This is a genomic window from Rugamonas violacea, assembly GCF_016461825.1.
In the GTDB taxonomy this organism is placed as follows: Bacteria; Pseudomonadota; Gammaproteobacteria; order Burkholderiales; family Burkholderiaceae_D; genus Rugamonas.
The window spans coordinates 65976-84062 of record NZ_JAEMNU010000125.1 but is presented as its reverse complement, the minus strand read 5'-3'; the positions used below and the strand labels follow the sequence as shown (position 1 = coordinate 84062).

The 18087-nt window shown below is 68.3% G+C and carries 11 protein-coding genes; 3 read left to right on the top strand and 8 right to left on the bottom strand.

Going from position 1 to position 18087, the window contains the following annotated elements:
• Positions 1-97: 97 nt before the first annotated feature.
• Positions 98-481 (bottom strand): Hpt domain-containing protein, encoded by a 384-nt coding sequence (locus H7U20_RS24030; protein ID WP_199761665.1) that lies wholly within the window; start codon positions 479-481, stop codon positions 98-100.
• Between the two features lie 209 nt (positions 482-690).
• Between H7U20_RS24030 and H7U20_RS24025 the strand changes: the two genes are divergently transcribed.
• Both H7U20_RS24025 and H7U20_RS24020 read left to right on the top strand, forming a co-directional pair.
• Positions 691-2067 (top strand): GAF domain-containing sensor histidine kinase, encoded by a 1377-nt coding sequence (locus H7U20_RS24025; protein ID WP_370593241.1) that lies wholly within the window; start codon positions 691-693, stop codon positions 2065-2067.
• A gap of 401 nt (positions 2068-2468) precedes the next feature.
• Positions 2469-6221 carry an EAL domain-containing protein gene (locus H7U20_RS24020; RefSeq protein WP_199761663.1) on the top strand — a complete coding sequence of 1251 codons (3753 nt, stop codon included), beginning with the start codon at positions 2469-2471 and terminating at the stop codon, positions 6219-6221.
• A gap of 60 nt (positions 6222-6281) precedes the next feature.
• Here the strand turns inward: H7U20_RS24020 and H7U20_RS24015 are convergent, their stop codons facing one another.
• On the bottom strand, positions 6282-8381 hold the full coding sequence (locus tag H7U20_RS24015; RefSeq protein WP_199761662.1) for a catalase: 2100 nt from the start codon (positions 8379-8381) through the stop codon (positions 6282-6284).
• Positions 8382-8501: 120 nt separating this feature from the next.
• On the bottom strand, positions 8502-9410 hold the full coding sequence (locus tag H7U20_RS24010) for a hypothetical protein (protein ID WP_233411036.1): 909 nt from the start codon (positions 9408-9410) through the stop codon (positions 8502-8504).
• 257 nt (positions 9411-9667) lie between these two features.
• On the opposite strand from H7U20_RS24010, the gene H7U20_RS24005 reads away from it, so the two are divergent.
• Positions 9668-10123, top strand: coding sequence for a hemerythrin domain-containing protein (locus H7U20_RS24005; protein ID WP_199761661.1), 456 nt, complete (start codon positions 9668-9670; stop codon positions 10121-10123).
• 87 nt (positions 10124-10210) lie between these two features.
• On the opposite strand, the gene H7U20_RS24000 is transcribed toward H7U20_RS24005, so the two are convergent.
• The 5 genes from H7U20_RS24000 to H7U20_RS23980 all read right to left on the bottom strand — a co-directional run bounded on the left by H7U20_RS24000 (position 10211) and on the right by H7U20_RS23980 (position 17955).
• A complete protein-coding gene (locus H7U20_RS24000; protein WP_199761660.1) occupies positions 10211-13375 on the bottom strand; it encodes a CusA/CzcA family heavy metal efflux RND transporter in 3165 nt (1054 codons plus the stop codon).
• A 12-nt stretch (positions 13376-13387) separates the two neighbouring features.
• Positions 13388-14671 carry an efflux RND transporter periplasmic adaptor subunit gene (locus tag H7U20_RS23995; RefSeq protein WP_199761659.1) on the bottom strand — a complete coding sequence of 428 codons (1284 nt, stop codon included), beginning with the start codon at positions 14669-14671 and terminating at the stop codon, positions 13388-13390.
• Entirely contained in the window at positions 14668-16119 is a 1452-nt protein-coding gene (locus H7U20_RS23990; RefSeq protein ID WP_199761658.1) for a TolC family protein, read from the bottom strand. Before H7U20_RS23990 ends, H7U20_RS23995 begins: the two co-directional genes overlap by 4 nt.
• A gap of 116 nt (positions 16120-16235) precedes the next feature.
• The gene (locus H7U20_RS23985; RefSeq protein WP_199761657.1) at positions 16236-16583 is read right to left on the bottom strand and encodes a hypothetical protein; all 348 of its coding nucleotides are present in this window, start codon (positions 16581-16583) and stop codon (positions 16236-16238) included.
• Between the two features lie 295 nt (positions 16584-16878).
• Positions 16879-17955 carry an ABC transporter substrate-binding protein gene (locus H7U20_RS23980; protein ID WP_199761656.1) on the bottom strand — a complete coding sequence of 359 codons (1077 nt, stop codon included), beginning with the start codon at positions 17953-17955 and terminating at the stop codon, positions 16879-16881.
• Between the last annotated feature and the right edge of the window lie 132 nt (positions 17956-18087).

The window sequence follows — 18087 nt, the reverse complement described above, 5'->3', positions numbered from 1 at the left end:
GGAATTCCCGCACTGCAACATATAGTTTAATTCATAAAAGCTGAATATTCCATCCGTTTTCAACTCAAGGATGAACTATTTGGAGAGCGCGCCGCCGCTAGGGCAGCTGCGCCAGCCAGCCGGCCGCGCTGCTGAGTAACAAGTGGTACTCGGTGGAAACGTCGTCGAACAACCGTCCGAGCGGTTCGACGCGGCCCTCGGCCAGCGCCTCCTCGAACGCCAGCGCGGCGCGCGCGAAGCGTTTGGCGCCCAGCGAACCGAGCGAGCCGCGCAGGCCGTGGCAGATTTTGCCGGCGACATCGTAGCGCTGTTCGGCCAGCGCGGCGGCGACCCGGCGCAGCGGCGCGTCGCCGTCGGCGCAGGCGTCGCCGACGATCTTGGCCACCGTGGCGCGGCCCTTGGCGTCGCCGCCCATGTAGCGGATCAGGGTATCGACGTTGAACACCGTCTCGGCGCCGGCGCCGGCTAGTGGATCTGGCATTTCGCGCTCCAATAAAGATTGCTAGTTTACATAACGAAATAGCATTTTACCGCGCCGCCGGCAGCATACCGGCCCGGTTGCGTCGAATTGACCTATATAATTGACCTGGTAATTACGGTAGTGGCATGGCCGCCGTCGGCGGCCCACTCCAGAGCGCCGCCCCGGTACGGCTCCCACCCCGGCGCGCTTGCAGACGCGAAGGACAGGCTGTGGCTAAGCTTTCCCATGAGATACCGGAAAATTTTCTGGCGAAATGGCAGGACACCACCAACGTCATGGCCGACATTTTCGACGTGCCCGCCGGCCTGATCATGCGCGTGCTGCCCAATCAGATCGAGGTGCTGGTCTCGGCCCACAAGGAGGGCAACCCCTACGAGGCCGACGAAAAGGCCAATCTGAACACCGGCCTGTACTGCGAAACGGTGATGGCCAGCCGCGCCCTGTTGCACGTTCCCAACGCACTGCACGACGAACACTGGAAAGACAATCCCGACGTCGCCCTGAACATGGTGGCCTACCTCGGCGTGCCGCTGCTGTGGCCGGACGACGAGGTGTTCGGCACCATCTGCGTGTTGGACAACAAGACGCGCAACTTCCGCGAAAAATATGTCGACCTGCTGTGGGAAATCAAGAAGAGCATCGAAAGCGACTTCAAGTTGATCGAGCAGCAGGATCGCCTGCTCGCCTCCAACGCCGAGCTGCTCGAAGCCATCGCCCAGCAGAAGAGCGACGCCGCCAAGCTGCAACAAAGCAATGAGCAACTGAACCTGGCGCTGGCCACCCTGACCCGCATGCAGGCCGAGCTGCTGCGCTCGGAGAAGAACGCCGCGCTCGGTTCGCTGGTGGCCGGCGTCTCGCACGAGCTCAACACGCCGATCGGCAACAGCCTGATGGCGGCCAGCACCCTACAGTTCCACGTCGCCGAGTTCGCCGAGCAGATGGAACAGGGCCTGACGCGCGGCCAGATGCGCGAGTTCATCCAGACCGTCCAGCACGGCGCCGACATCCTGATGCGCAGCCTGGGCCAGGCGGCCAAGCTGGTCGGCAGCTTCAAGCAGGTCGCCGTCGACCAGGCCAGCATGAGCCGGCGCAGCTTCAACCTGGCCAGCACGGTCGACGCCATCCTGGCCGCGCTGGCGCCGGCCATCCGCGACAGCGGCCTGCGCGTGCACAACACCATCGCCGCCGACATCGTCATGGACAGCTGCCCCGGCGCGCTCGGCCACGTCCTCGGCAACCTGTTCGACAACGCGCTGCAGCACGCCTTCGTCGACGGCGCCAGCGGCACCATCAGCATCTGCGCCGAGCCGGACGCGGGGCAGGGCGTGTTGCTGCGCGTCAGCGACGACGGCGTCGGCATCCCGCCGGCCGACCTGGGTCGGGTGTTCGACCCCTTCTTCACCACCCGCCTGGGCCACGGTAGCAGCGGCCTCGGCCTGCATATCGCCTACAACCTGGTGACCACGGCGCTGCGCGGCAGCATCGAGGTCAGCAGCACGCCCGGCCAGGGCGCCTGCTTCACGCTGACCCTGCCGCGGCTGACCCTGGCGCCGGGCGGCAACGCGCCGGCCGCCGACGCCGCCTGAGCCGCCTGAGCCGCGCGGCGCGCCGGCCTCCCCGCCGGCGCCGTCGCGACCGGCCTGGCCGCGCCACCGGGCGGCGCCGGCCGTTCATTGATCGAGACGCCCAAATGGCAAGTCGCACAACAATGCGACATATCGGGCGGCGGCAGTTTATCCATTGCTTGTAAAATCGCAAAACTCCGCTTTATACTCGAACGTCACTCCGCGAGCGGCGGAAACAGGCACGCTACCGCGTTCTCGCCGCCGCCGGCGTCGGCTACCGGCGGGTGTGGCACAGCGGCTCCAAGCACTACGGTGGAATGGTTTCCACCCAACCGGCGGCGGTATATGGCGATGGATTTCAACCGTTTGATCCTTGATGAAACCGGCGGCGGCGTGTTGCCCGCCGTGCCAGGGGAGGCGCCTTGGCCACCATCCTGATCGTCGACGACCACGTGCTGAGCCGCGAGTTCCTGCTGGCCCTGCTCGACTGCGGCCAGCACCGCTTGCTGGTGGCCGCCGACGGCCAGCAGGGGCTGCTGCTGGCGCGCAGCGTCCGGCCCGACCTGATCATCACCGATTTGATGATGCCGGTGATGAACGGCTACGACTTCGTGCTGGCCGTGCGCGCCGAAGCCGCCATCGCCGCCGTGCCGGTGATCTTCTACACCTCCACCTACAATCTGCGCGAGGCGCGGCGGATGGCCAGGCAATGCCGGGTCGACTGGGTGCTGCAGAAACCGGCCACGCCCGAGCTCATCCTGCGCGCCGTCGACGAGGCGTTGAGCGCGGTGATGGCGGCCTCGGCGCCGCCGTCGCGCCTCGTCGCGCTCGACCAGCAACTGGCGGCCTGCCTGCAGCGCGTCGAGGACAACAACCAGCGCATCTCCGACATGGCCTGCCGCGCCGCGCCGGACGACGCCCAGCAGCAGGAGATGCGGCACACCACGCAGCGCTTGTCGAGCTCGCTGGCCGACCTGCAGACGGTGGGCCTGCGGCTGACCGCGCTGATCGACATGGGCATCGACATGAGCGGCCTGCGCGAGCCACAAGCGCTGTGCGACTACGCCGCCAAGGTGGCGCGGCAAATCAGCGTGGCGCGTTATTGCGCGGTCGGCATCGTCGAACCGGGCCGCCAGACGGCGCGCCACTTCGCCTGCCAAGGCCTGGACGCGCAGGAGCAGGCCCGGCTGGCCGCGCTGGCGCCCGACGCAGGCGTGCTCGGCTTCCTGCTCGGCCAGCGCCAGCCGCAGCGCCTGCGCGACCTCGACCGCGCTCCGGCGCCGCCCGGGCTGGACGGCGCCGGCCGGCCGCAGCGCTCCTTCCTGGCCGTGCCGATCCGCGCGGCCGGGCGCGACTACGGCTGGATCTACCTGGCCGACAAGCTCGGCGCCGACGAGTTCAGCGAGATCGACGAGCGCGCCGTCGCCACCGTCGCCAGCCAGTTGGCGGTGGCCTACGAGAACCTGCTACTGGTCGACAAGATCAACGCCAACGTGGCCCAGCTCGAAGCCGAGCTGCAGGCCCGCCGCCAGCTGGCCGAGCGCCTGCGCGACAGCGAGGCGCGCTTCCGCCAACTGGCCGAGAACATCGGCGAGATCTTCTACCTGATCGACATCGGCACCGGCCGCGTGCTCTACATCAGCCCGGCCTACCAGGCCATCTGGGGGCGCAGCTGCGCCAGCCTGTACGCCGCGCCGCTGTCGTGGAAGGAGGCGATCCATCCGGACGACCTGGCCGAGGTCGAGCGCCGCGAGCGCGCCTGGGAGCAGGTGCCCGGCCACTTCGACGGCTTCGACTACCGCTACCGCATCGTCCGGCCGGACGGCGCGCTGCGCCACATCCACGACCGCGGCTTCCCCATCCGCGACGAGCACGGCCGCGTCTACCGCGTCGCCGGCCTGGCCGCCGACGTCAGCGAGGCCACCGCCCAGCAGGAGCGGGTCGGCCGGCTGGGCCAGTTGTACGCCGTGCTCAGCGGCATCAACTCGGCCATCGTCCGCCTGCGCGAGCGCGACGAGCTGCTGCAGGAGGCCTGCCGCGTCGCCGTCGCCCACGGCGCCTTCAGCATGGCCTGGGCCGGCGTCATCGACCCGGACACGCTGGCCGGCCGGGTGGTCGGCTCGGCCGGCGCGCCCGACGGCTTCGCCGAGCTGATCCGCTTCAGCGCCGACCCGGCCGGCGCCGGCGCGGCGCGGCCGGCCAGCGTGGCGGCGCGCCAACGGCGCAGCGTGGTGTGCGACGACATCGACCTCGACGACTCGCTGGCGCCGCTGCGCGCCGAGCTGGCCGCCCACGGCGTGCGCGCGCTGGCCGCGCTGCCGATCCTGCTCGACCAGCGCTGCAGCGCCGTGCTGGTGCTGTTCGCCAAAGAGGCCGGCTTCTTCGCCCAGGAGGGCCGCCTGCTGCTGCTCGACGAGCTGGCCGGCGACCTCTCGCTCGGCCTGCAATACATCGACCGCGAAGAGCGGCTGCGCTACCTGGCCTACTACGACGCGCTGACCGGCCTGCCCAACAGCATGCTGTTCCACGACCGCACCACGCAACTGCTGCACGGCTGCGCCGCCGGCGAGGGCGCCGCCGTCGTCGCCATCAACCTGAAAGGCTTCGCCCAGCTCAACGACGAGTTTGGCCGCCACGTCGGCGACCAGGTGTTGCGCGGCGTCGCCGCCCGCCTCGGCGCCGAGCTGCGCGAGCCGTTCACGGCGGCGCGCATCGGCGGCGATACCTTCGCCGTCGCCGTCGGCGCGCTGCAGGGCGGCGCCGACGTCCTGGCCACGCTGGAACAACAAGTGATGCAGTGCCTGGAGCGGCCGCTGACCATCGGCGCGCAACAGATCGGCGTGGCCGCGCGCGCCGGCGTCGCGCTCTACCCGGAGGACGGCGGCGACGCCGAGACCCTGCTCAAGCGCGCCGAGCTGGCGCTCAAGCAGGCCAAGGCCTCGCCGCAGCGCTGCCTGTTCTATGCGCCGCGCATGAACCAGGCGATCAGCGCCCGCGTCGCCCTCGAAGCGGCGCTGCGCGGCGCGCTCGCCGGCGAGCAGTTCCGCCTGCACTACCAGCCCCGCGTCGACCTGCAGGGCGGCCACATCGTCAGCGCCGAGGCGCTGGTGCGCTGGCAAGATCCCGTGCGCGGCCTGGTGGCGCCGGCCGAATTCATTCCGCTGGCCGAGCAGACCGGCCTGATCGTGCCGCTGGGCGACTGGATCATCGACGCCGTCTGCGCCCAGCAGGCCGCCTGGCGCGCCGCCGGCGTCGACATCGTGCCGGTGGCGATCAACCTGTCGGCCCTGCAGTTCAGCGGCGGCCAGGTGCGGCACACCGTCGCCGCCGCCATCGCCCGCCACGCCCTGGCGCCGCGCGACATCGAATTCGAGCTGACCGAGTCGGTGCTGATGGACGACCCGCAGGCCGCCGTCGGCCACCTGCGCGCCCTCAAGGCGCTCGGCGTCAAGCTCTCGCTGGACGACTTCGGCACCGGCTACTCCTCGCTGGCCTACCTGAAGCGCTTTCCCTTCGACTTCGTCAAGATCGACCGCTCCTTCGTCAGCGGCCTGACCAACAGCGCCGAGGACGCCGCCATCGCCACCGCCGTCATCGCCATGTCGCACAGCCTGGGCCTGCGCGTGGTGGCCGAAGGCGTCGAGACGGAGGGCCAGTTGGAGTTCCTGCGGCGCCAGCGCTGCGACGAGATACAGGGTTATTACTTCAGTCAGCCGCTGCCGGCGGCGCAGTTCAGCGCCATGCTGATTGACGGGAAATGCCTGGCGCCGCCGGCCGCCGCCGACGACCGTCGCAACACCTTGCTGCTGGTCGACGACGAACCGGACAACCTGACCGCCTTGCGCCGCCTGCTGCGCAAGGAGGGCTACCACGTGCTGACGGCGGCCGGCGCCGCCGAGGCGCTGGAACTGCTGGCGCTCACGCCGGCCCAGGTGATCCTGTCCGACCAGTGCATGCCCGGCATGAGCGGCGCCGCCTTCCTCGGCCTGGTCAAGGAACTGTACCCGCAGACGGTGCGCATGATCCTGTCCGGCAACGCCGACCTGGCGGCGGTGACCGACGCCATCAACCAGGGCGCCGTCTACAAATTCCTCTCCAAGCCGTGGGACGACGCCGAGCTGCGCCAGCACATCCGCGACGCCTTCGAGCGCCAGCGCCAGCGCCGCCCGCATTGAGCGCGGGGCGGGGGCGGCGCGTGCCCGGATTCCAGACGTCGCCAGCCGCGCCGCGCCCGATCAAGCCAGCTTGCGCAGCGACTCTTCGCGCGCCCATTGCCGGGTCTTGGCCGCCGCGATGAACTGCCGCGTGTCCGCCGCGCCCACCACACCGGCGTCCTTGACCACGCCCGCCTTGTCCAGCAAGGCCTGCGCGCCGTCGTCGGCGGCGATCGCCTTCAAGTGGCCGAACGCGTCGCGGACAAAATCGACCGCCGCGGCTTCCTTGCACAGCTCGGCGCCCGCCGCCGCGCTCAGCACAATGGCCACCGCGTCGAACATGACCGAGGGCGTGCCGGCGAGCTGCCCGTCCACCTTCAAGCGCGACTTGTCGCCCAGGACGACGTCGCCGACGTGCGGCGCGATCACCTTGTGGCTGGCACCCGCCTTGGCGATTGCCGCCACCAGCGCGGCGACGACGGCCCGGTCCGAGCCGTCCGACACCAGCAGGCCGACGGCGCGTCCCTCCAGCGTGTCCTTCATCTTGCCGATGATCTGCAACGCCGGCGAGGGATCGAATTGCCGCAGCGGCGTGCCGGTCGGCGGCGAGTCCGGCAAGCCGTCCATGCCCAGACCGCTCGCCACCCGCGTCGCCAGCGCCTTGTCGATATGGCGCAGATGGCCGACCACCGCCGCGCGTATGTGCGGATGCTCCACCTTGGACAGTTCGAACACCAGCGCCGACGCCATGTGCGCCTGCTCGATCGCGGTCTGGCTGATAAAGAACTGGCGCGCCTGGCTATAATGGTCGCCGAAGGACTCCGCGCGTATCCGCCCCTTGGCGCCGCCGTCCTCGGCGGGCATGCTGTGGAAGCCGTCGGCGCGTTCGCGCGGGGAATCCGCCGACAGGCTGTTCGGCTCATACGCAACGCGGCCGACCGGCTGGCTCATCTGCATATGGCCGTCGCGCTGGTGATTGTCGAACGGGCATTTCGGCGCGTTCACGGGAATCTGGTGGAAGTTCGGCCCGCCCAGGCGCGAGAGTTGCGTGTCGAGATAGGAAAACAGCCGTCCCTGCAGCAGCGGGTCGTTGGAAAAATCGATGCCGGGAACCACATGCGAAGGGCAGAACGCCACCTGCTCGGTTTCGGCGAAAAAATTGTTCGGCCACCGGTTCAAGGTCATGCGGCCGATCACTTTCAGCGGAATCAGTTCCTCGGGAATCAGCTTGGTCGGATCGAGGTGGTCGAAGGGGAAACCGTCGGCCTGTTCCTGGGTGAACAATTGCACCGCCAGATCCCAGGCGGGGAAGGCGCCGCTGCTGATCGCCTCGAACATGTCGCGCCGATGGAAATCCGGATCGGCACCGGCGATCTTGACGGCTTCGTCCCAGATCGTCGATTGCAGGCCCAGCGCTGGCCGCCAGTGGAACTTGACGAAGGCCGATTGACCCTCCTCGTTGATCAGCCGAAAACTGTGGACGCCGAAACCCTCGATCATGCGCAGCGAGCGCGGCAGGGTACGGTCGGACATCGCCCACATGACCATGTGCATCGATTCCGGCGTCAGCGAAATGAAGTCCCAGAAGGTATCGTGGGCGGTGGCGGCCTGTGGAAAGCCGCGATCCGGCTCCATCTTGACGGCGTGAACCAAGTCGGGGAACTTGATCGCGTCCTGGATGAAAAAGACCGGAATGTTATTGCCGACCAAGTCCCAGTTGCCTTCCTTGGTATACAGCTTGACGGCGAAACCGCGCACATCGCGCGGCGTGTCGATCGAACCGGCACCGCCCGCGACGGTGGAAAAACGCGTGAACACCGGCGTCTGCTCGCCCACTTCGGTGAGGATCTTGGCGCGCGTGTACTTCGCCAACGACTTCGTCAGCTCGAACACGCCATGCACGCCGGTGCCGCGCGCATGGACAATGCGCTCGGGAATGCGTTCATGGTCGAAGTGGGTGATTTTCTCGCGCAGGATGAAATCCTCAAGCAAGGTCGGACCGCGCGGACCGGAGCGCAACGAGTTCTGGTTGTCCGCTATCGGCAGGCCCTGGTTGGTGCTGAGCGTATTGTCGAGCGCCTGCTGGTGCCACTCGCCGCCATTGCCAACCGTGGTGGGAGAGGGTGTTGTTGCCGGCGCTGGTGTACCGGCGTTGCCGCCGGCCGCTTTGGTTTTCGTCATGTATTACTCCGCAAGTGAAATAGGGCTTAATGAACGAAGAGGGCGATAAGGATAATCACGGGAATGGGAATGCCGATCATCCATAAGAGAATTGAGCGCATGGGAAATACCTCCTGATAATTAATGGACTGTGGCGGTGGAATGGGACTCGACGCGGTCGCGCAGACGGCCGCCGAAGGTTGCCAACATGCTGGCGACAAAGGCCCCGAGCAGGAGCGAGACGGCCATCCAGATGGCGGACCAGGCCGCTGCTTTGCGCGCCGTGTCGGCGGCGTCCTTGGCGGCGATCTTGGCCTTTTCAATCGCGCTGTTGGCACGGGCATAGACATCGTCGACGCGTTTCTCGGCGTCCGCCTGGGCCATGCCGCTACGCGCCGCGACGACGCGCGCAAGGTAGTTGCGGTCGTCCGGCGTCAAGCCACCGTTGCCCAGGCCGGTGCCGACGATGCGCACCACTTCGGCCCGCGCCTCGGCGCTGTTGGCGTCGGGCTTATCGCTACGCAACAGCATGTCGGAGAAGTAATCGACCGGGTTGGCGCTGTTGCCGCCACGCGCGCCCGCAGCGACCGCGCCGGCGACCGGAGCGACCACCGGGGCGGCCGAATCGATCGCGCCGCTCAGTGTGGCGCGCACGGAACCGACCAGCAGCGTCGCGGTCAACAAGGTGGCGATGGCCCATGCCAGCAAGCCATGGGCGGTGTCGCGGAAATACACTTCATCGGTGTGGACGCTGGCCCACTTGATGCGAAGACGGCCGGCCAGGTAGCCGCCGAGGCCCGACGCGGCCAGCTGCGTGAAGGCGAGCCAGGCAATGGTGGCGCCGCCGATGACGGCGGCGCCGGGCGCCGGTGCCCACGGCGAAACGGCGGACAGTCCCAACCCAACGCCCAGCATGAGCAGGATTAGCGAGAGGGCGGCGGCCGCTGCGGCGCCGGCTAGAATGGCTCCCCAGGAAACACCCGACAACAGGTGGTCGGCGCGATGTGCATCGGTGTGCGCGATGGCAACCGGAATGGTTGAAGTTTGCATGTCAGAATCTTCCATGGCAGGTTGATAAATTGATGAATCAGGGGCCGGCCGGTAGCCGACCGCGCCCCTTATCCACGCTGATAAATTAACATCGCCATCGGTGCTCCACTGTACGCCAACGTACCAATCTCGCCATCCTGCGCGACTGCGCCGATCACGAAATTTTCACCGACCGCGCGCGCACAAGGTTAAGGAACGCACCGACCCGGCGTCGGCCGCAAACGACAATCGTGCTCACCTTAACGAGGAGAATTAACATGACGGTTCATCCCAAAGACGCTATCGCAATGCTGGTCGCCGATCATCAGAAAGTGAAAGGCTTGTTCGCTCAATTCGAGGGGCTCAGTGACCGTTCGACGGTCAGTAAAAAGAAGCTCGCTGACCAGATCTGCATGGAATTGACGGTGCATACCCAACTGGAAGAGCAGATTTTCTACCCGGCCGTTCGCGGCCCGATCAAGGATAACGATCTGATGGACGAGGCCTTGGTCGAGCACGCCAGCGCCAAGGAACTGATCGCGCAGATCCTGGAAATGGACCCGGGCGACCAGCTGTACGATGCCAAAGTGAAGGTGCTTTCCGAGCAGATCGAACACCACGTCGGAGAAGAAGAGGGCGACATGTTCCCGGCCGCGCGCAAGACCAAGGTCGATCTGGTCGAGCTCGGTCAGCGGATGGCCGAGCTGAAAGAGCAATTACTCGCTACGGCTTGATGCGCCGGCAAGGTCGTCCTCCAATTTGGCGACGGAGAAGACCTTGCCCATCGAACCGGCCGGGGCGGCCGGTTCTTCAGAATTCAGCTAGGCGCCCAGCGGCGCCAGCCGCGCCGCCGCCGGCTCGCCAGCCAGCCGGCCATGCGCCAGCCGGTACAACACCGGCAACACCAGCAGGGTCAGCAAGGTGGACGACAGGATGCCGCCGATCACCACCGTCGCCAGCGGCCGCTGCACTTCGGCGCCGGTGCCCAGCGCCAGCGCCATCGGCACGAAACCCAGCGCCGCCACCAATGCCGTCATCAGCACCGGCCGCAGGCGGGTCAGGGCGCCCTCGCGGATCGCCTCGTCCAGCGTGCGGCCCTGTTCGCGCAGGCCGCGAATGAAGGCGATCAGCACCAGGCCGTTGAGCACCGCCACGCCGGACAGGGCGATGAAGCCGACCGCCGCCGAAATCGACAGCGGCAAGCCGCGCAGCCACAGCGCCGCCAGGCCGCCGGTCAGCGCGAAGGGAATGCCGGTGAACACCAGCAGGCCGTCGCGCACGTTGTTGAACATGACGAACAACAGCAACAACACCAGCAGCAGCGCGGCCGGCACCACCAGCTTCAAACGGCTGGCGGCCGATTGCAGATTGTCGAACTGGCCGCCCCATTCGGTCCAGTAGCCGGGCGGCGCCGGCACCTTCTGCGCCACCAGGCGCTGCGCCTCGGCGACGAAGGAACCCATGTCGCGGCCGCGCACATTGGCCGAAACCACCACGCGGCGCTTGCCGTTCTCGCGGCTGACCTGGTTCGGCTGCGGCGCCAGGTCGAAGCTGGCCACCTCGGCCAGCGCGATGCTGCGGCGCGCGCCGTCGGCACCGACCGGCAGCGGCAGCGGCAGGCGTTTCAGGGCCTCGATGTCGTTGCGCAGATTTTCCGGCAGACGCACCACGATGTTGAAGCGGCGGTCGCCCTCGAACACCACGCCGGCCTCGCGGCCGCCGACCGCCACCGCCAGCAGTTGCTGCACCTCGGCCATGGCCAGGCCGTAGCGGGCGGCGCGCTCGCGGTCGACCCGCATGGTCAGCATCGGCAGGCCGCTGGTCTGCTCGACCTTCACCTCGGCCGCGCCGGGAATGTCCTGCAGCACGGCGGCCATCTTGCCGGCGGTCAGCTGCAGTTGCTCCAGGTCGTCGCCGTACAGCTTGAGGGCGACGTCGCTGCGCACGCCGGAGATCAGCTCGTTGAAGCGCAGCTGGATCGGCTGCGAGAATTCGTAGCTGTTGCCCGGCAGCGTGTTGGCGACCTCCTCGATGGCGGCGATCAGCTCGTCGCGCGTGCGGCGCGGCTTGGGCCATTGCGACTGCGGCTTGAGCATGATGTAGCTGTCGGCGGCGTTGGGCGGCATCGGGTCGGTGGCCACCTCGGCGGTGCCGATGCGGGCGAACATCCGGTCGATCTCGGGGAACTGGCGTACCAGCGTCTTCTCCAACTGCTGCTGCATGGCGACCGACTGGCTCAGGCTGGTGCCGGGCACGCGCAGGGTCATCACCGCCAGGTCGCCCTCGTTCAGGCTGGGCACGAATTCGCTGCCCAGGCGCGTCACCAGCAGCGCCGACAGCAGCACCGTGGCGGCGGCGCCGCTCAGCACCACCGCCGGATTGGCCAGCATGCGCTCAAGCACCGGCGCGTACAGGCGGCGGGCGCGCAACATCAGGCCGTTTTCCTTCTCGGCCACGCGCTCGCCGATGAACAGGGCGACGGCGGCCGGCACGAAGGTCAGCGACAGGATCATCGCGCCGACCAGGGCGATCACCACGGTGTAGGCCATGGGCTGGAACATGCGGCCTTCGACACCGCCCAGCGCGAACATCGGCAGGTAGACGATCATGATGATGAGCTGGCCGAACAGCAGCGGCCGGCGGGCCTCGCGGGCGGCGCCGCGCACCTCGCCCAGCCGCTCGGCCAGGGTCAGCGGGCGGCCCAGCTTCTCCTGCGCGTGGGCCAGGCGGCGCACGCAGTTCTCGACGATGACGACGGCGCCGTCGATGATGATGCCGAAGTCCAGCGCGCCCAAACTCATCAGGTTGGCGCTGACATGGTTGCCGACCATGCCGCTGAAGGTGAACAGCATCGCCAGCGGGATCACCAGCGCGGTGATGAGCGCGGCGCGCATATTGCCGAGGAACAGGAACAGCACGGCCACCACCAGCACCGCCCCCTCCAACAGGTTGTTGCGCACGGTGGCGATGGCCTTGTCGACCAGCACCGTGCGGTTGTACACGGTCGGCGCGTAGACGCCGGCCGGCAGGCTGCGGTTGATTTCGGCCATCTTCTTGTCGACGGCGCTGGAGACGGTGCGGCTGTTCTCGCCGAGCAGCATGAAGACGGTGCCCAGCACCACCTCGCGGCCGTTCTCGGTGGCGGCGCCGGTGCGCAGCTCGCGTCCCAGGCTCACCTCGGCGACGTCGCGCAGGCGTAACACGGCGCCGTCGTTGTTGCCGAGCACCACGTTGCGCAGCTCCTCAAGCGAGCTCAGCTGTCCCGGCGCGCGCACCAGCAACTGCTCGCCGCGCTTTTCGATGTAGCCGGCGCCGACCGTGCCGTTGTTGCGCTCGACCGCCGCCAGCAGGTCGGCCAACGCCAGGCCGTGCGCCGCCAGCCGTTCCGGCAGCGGGGCGATCTGGTACTCCTTGGCGTAGCCGCCGATGGCGTTGATTTCGGTCACGCCGGGCACGTTGCGCAACTGCGGCTTGATGATCCAGTCCTGGATCTCGCGCAGGTCGGTCGGGCTGTACGGCGTGCCGTCGGCCTTGCGGGCGCCGTCGCGCGCCTCCACGGTCCAAAAGTAGATCTCGCCCAGGCCGGTCGAAATCGGCCCCAGCGTCGGCGTGACGCCGGCCGGCAGCGCGTTGCGCGCCTGTTGCAACCGCTCGTTGACCAGCTGGCGGGCGAAGTACAGGTCGGTGCCGTCCTTGAAGATCACCGTCACCTGCGACAGGCCGTAGCGTGACAGCGAGCGGGTCTGTTCCAGGTGGGGCAGGCCGGCCATCGCCGTCTCGATCGGCAGGGTGATGCGCTGCTCGGTCTCCAGCGGCGAGTAGCCGGGCGCGGCGCTGTTGATCTGCACCTGCACGTTGGTGATGTCGGGCACGGCGTCGATCGGCAGACGCTGGTAGTTGTAGACGCCGGCGGCGGCCATGGCCAGCACGGCCAGCAGTACCAGCCAGCGGCGGGCGATGGAGAAATCGATGATGCGTTCAAACATGGTTCATCCCCCTTAATGGCCGGCTTCGTCGGATTTGCCTTGCTCCGACTTGATGAGGAAGCTGCCGACGGCGGCATACTTGCTGCCCGCCGGCAGGCCGGAGACGATCTCGATCAGCTTGCCGTCGCTGGCGCCGGTCACCACCGGCTGGGCGACGAAGCCCTCGGCCGTGCGCAGGAACACCACCTGGCGGTTCTCGACGGTTTGCAGCGCGCTCAGCGCCACCGTCACCGTTGCCGCCACCGGCGCGGCGTTCACCGTCACCGTGGCGAACTGGCCGGGGCGCCAACGGCCCTGCGGATTGGCCAGCAAAATGCGCGCGGTCGCCGTGCGGGTTTGCTCGCCGAGCAGGGCGCTGACGTAGGCCACCTTGCCGTGCGCCACGGTGGCGCCGGCGGCGCTGTCGGCGGCGCGGCCCGGCGCGTTGGCCGTGGCGTTGGCGGCGGGTGTGGTGGTGGTGGTGGTGGTGGTGGTGGCCGGCAGCGCCAGTTCCACCGTCGCGCCCGGCTTCACCGTGGCCAGGTCGCGCTCCGGCACGGCAACGTCGAGCCACAGCGTGCCCAGATCGGACAGGGTCAGCACGTCGGCGTCCTCCTTGACCGGCACGCCGGCGCTGAGGCGGCGCTCGACCACGGTGGCGTCGAACGGCGCGCGCACGGTGTAGCGGTTCAGCCCGCCAGCGGCGCCGGACGTCTCGTCGACGCCCAGCGCGGCCAGTTTTTGCCGGCTGTTCAGGGCGTTGATTTCGGCCTCGCGCAGGGCTTGGCGGGCCTGCTGGAAGTCCTGCTCGGCGGAGATCTTTTGCTCCCACAAAGTTTGCTCGCGGGCGAAGGTGCTGCGCGCCAACTCAAGGCGGCGCTGCGCCGTCAGGCTGTCGCCGCGCAATTCGGCCACGGTGCCGCTGTTGATGATGGCCAGCACCTGGCCGCGCTTGACCTGCTGGCCCAGGCCGACGGCCACGCTCTCGACCATGCCGGCCACGCGCGGCACAATGTGCGCGCTGCGCTCCTCGTTCATGCGCACCTCGCCTTGCAGCCGCACGCTTGCGACGATGTTGGCCGGCGTCGCGCTGCCGAGCTCGATGCCGGCCGCCTTGATCTGCGCCGCGCTCAGGGTGATCTTGCCGCCCAGCAGTTGCGGCGCGGCGGCCGCGGCTTGGTGGTCATCATGTTCCAGCCCCGCCGCCGGCGCCGACTTGCCGCCCCACAGGATCAAACTGCCCAACACCACGGTGCCGACGACGATGGCCGCGATGGCCGTTCTTTGTTTTTTGTTGATGGATGATGCAAATTTCATGGCTGCTCCGCAGACAAGGTATTGGGGGCGCCGCCGAGCAGACCATGCAGGTCGGCGTAGGCCAGGCGGATATCGGTAAGGGCGCGCAGGTAGCCGCTCTGGGCGTCGAACAGGGTGCGTTGGGCGTCCAGCACGTCGAGGAAGCTGAACTTGCCGAACTCGAAACCCTTGACGGCGGCGGCGTAGGCGCTGTTGGCGCCGGGCAGGATCTCGCTGCGGTACAGCTCGGCCTGCTCGGTGGCGCTGCGCCAACTGCCGTGCGCCGCCTGCAACTGGTTGTGCAGGCGCACGACGGTGGCGTCGAGCTCGCTACGCGCCTGTTCGCTGCGGCTGGCGGCGGCCTGCACATTGCCCTGGTTGCGGTCGAACAGCGGCAGCGGCACGGACAGGCCGAGAATCGCCTGGTTGCGGCCCAGCTCGGCGTTGCGCTTGGCGCCCAGGATCAAGGTGACGTCGGGCGCGCGGCGCGCCTGCTGCAGCCGCAGCTCGGCCTGGCTGCGCGCCATTTCGCTGCGCGCCCGCGCCATTTGCGGCGCCTGTTCCAAACGCGCCGCCAGTTGCGCCAGCGTGGGCAGCGGCGCCAAGTCCGGCATGGCCGTCTCGACGCTGGCGAACGCTGCCGTCGTCGCGCCCCAGTTGGCGGCCAGACGGCCGCGCGCGCGCAGCAGCTCGGCGTTGGCCTGGCTCAGCGCCAGGCGCACGCCGGCCTCGGCGACGCGTGCCTTGCTTTCCTCCACCGGCGAGATCTTGCCGGCGGCGACGCGCTTGGCGGCGGCGGCGCTGGCCTGGCGCGCCAGTACCAGGGCGGCCAGGCCGAGCCGGGCGCGCTCCTGCGCCAGTTGCACCTGGGCGAAGTCGGCCATGACGGCGCCGCCCACGCTGGCGCGCCGCGCGGCCAGTGCCGCCTCGGCGCTGTCGCGGCCGAGTGAGGCCACGGCGACGCGGGCGGCGCGCTTGCCGCCGGTCTCCAGCGGTTGGCTCCATTGCAGGGTGGTGCTGCGCGTGGCGGCCTGTTGGTCCTCCATGGTCAGCGACAGCTCGGGGTTGGGCGCCGCGCCGGCTTGGCGCAGGGCGCCGTCGGCGGCGCCGACCTCATGCGTGGCGGCGGCCAGATCGGGACTGGCGCGCAAGGCCAGCGCCAGGGCTTGCGCCAGACTGAGCACAGTGCTGGCCGAGACTGGTGGGGCGAGGGCCGGCGTGGCCAGAGTGGCCAAAGTGGCCGGGGTGGCCAAAGTGGCCGGGATGGCCAAAGTGGCCGGGATGGCCGGGGTGGCCGGGGTGGTCGGGATGGCCAGGGTGGTCGGGATGGCCAGGGTGGTCGGGATGGCCAGGGTGGCCGACGCCAGTATCGGCGAAGGTGAAGGTGGGGCGGGCGTGTTGGCGCCCTGTGCGGCCGCCGGCAAGGCGAGCACGGTCGCCAAGCCCAGGGGCCAGAATAATGCTTGCATCGAATTCTCCGTGAATGAAAGACGAGGGAATCCGGCACAGCGGCGTGCGCACCAGCGGTTCTATAACCGTGGTGGCAGTGACAACAAATACAGGAAAAAAGGGGCCGCTTGCCGGGTCAGACGGCAGGCTGCCATTGCGGCCGTTCGGGACGCGGTGCGGCGTGGGAGGCGAATTGGACGCGCGCGGAAGCGACGGCGGCGCTGTGTTCCAGCTGCTGCGGCAGCTTGCGCACGGTCGGCGCGGACATGATGCTGATGCTGCCCAGGAAGCACAGGGCGCAGTGGGCGTCGATCGGTGAATTGACGCTGCTGTGCGGCTTGGACAGGTCCAGGTTCTCCTGCGCCTCGACGGCGCAGGGTTGGTGGCGCGTGGTCCGATCGAAGCCGCAGCACAGATCCACCGCCGCCAGGGTGACCTGGCACGGTAGGATCAGCAACAGCAAAATGATCAGGAAACGGCGCATGGGCGAGATTGTAGCCGCATTGTCGCCGGCGCGCCAATGCGGCCGCCAAACGGCGCCGCGCTTAAGTCCATCCTAAGTCCCAACCCCGTCGTTCCCGCGCAGGCGGGAACCCATGCTGAGCCAATGGGCATGCGGGGTATGGATTCCCGCCTACGCGGGAATGACGGGTTTTTAGAGGTGGCCTTAAGTCCATCCTAAGTCCCAACCCCGTCGTTCCCGCGCAGGCGGGAACTCATGCCCCGCATGAGTTCCCGCCATACCCCGCATGAGCTCCCTCAACGTGCGCGCCGGCCCCCTACTTGGCCAGATCAATCTGCCAGAACCCATTCTTCCCCACGCTCTTGTGCGCGAGAAAAGCCGTCGGCAAGGAAATATGCAGCGCCGCCGCCCGCTCCGGGTCGATCAGCACGGTCGGCGTTTCCTGCCGCAGGATCGGCAACACATCCGGCTTGGTGCGGCGCTTGAGGATCTTGCTGGCCTGGATGCCGGCCAGATTGCCCACCTGGGTGAAGTCGGAGCCGACGTACAGCACGGCACCCGGCACCCGCACCATCGCCAGGGTCACCACCGGCAGTTGGTGGGCGGCGCCGAACTCGCCCAGGTCGGTGGCCGCCTCGTAGCGGTGCAGGCCGTAGTAGGTATCCAGCGGCACGGCGAACATCTGCACGCCCTGGCCCTGGTCGTACAGCGCCTTGAGCGTCGGCACGATGCTGTCGTTCTTGCTGATCAGGCGCGCGCTCACCGCCATGCCGGCCTGGCCGGCGCTGGCGCTGGCGGCGGCAACGTGGGCGACGCCGTTCTCATCGTCGGTGTGGACCATGCCGATGCGCCGCACCTCGGGGAACAGTTGTTGCACCACCTTCACCGACTCGCCCATGTTGCTGTACAGCGTGGAGCCGGTGACGCCCGGGCCGGCGTCGCTCAGCGAGACGCAGCCGGCGTCCTGCGGATTGGCCACGGCGGTGAACACCAGCGGGATGTGGGCGTCCTCCAGGATGCCGCGGGCATACTTGGTGGCCGGCGTGCCGATGGTCAGCACCAGGTCGGGCTTGGCCTCGACGATGCGGCTCGCCTCGTTGCGTATGCGCAGCAGCACGCCGAGCCGGCTCCAGAAACCGCCTTTTTCCATATCGAAATCGATCTTGACGCGATGCACGAGCAGGTTCTTGCCCTCGATGAGCTCGTTGCTGCGCAGCGCGGCGAGGAAACCGTTCAGCGATTCCTGGTAGGGCTCGATGTCGGTCACTTGCAGCACTTCGATCTTGAAGGTGCGGGCCTCCTCCATCGAATCGGCGGCCAGCGGCTCGAAGGCTTGGGCGGGAAGGGTGCCGGCGGCGAGCGCCAGCGTGCAGATTGCAGCGATTTTTTGCATGGTTGTCCGTGTTGTTCCAGGCGGTGGGTGGGAGGCCGGGCGCGGCGGCGCCTTGCTGGCGCGCGGCGGCGGCCGTTGTGTTGATTAGACCAGACAAACATGCAACTATGGCAATGTTCGACTAGCCCTGGC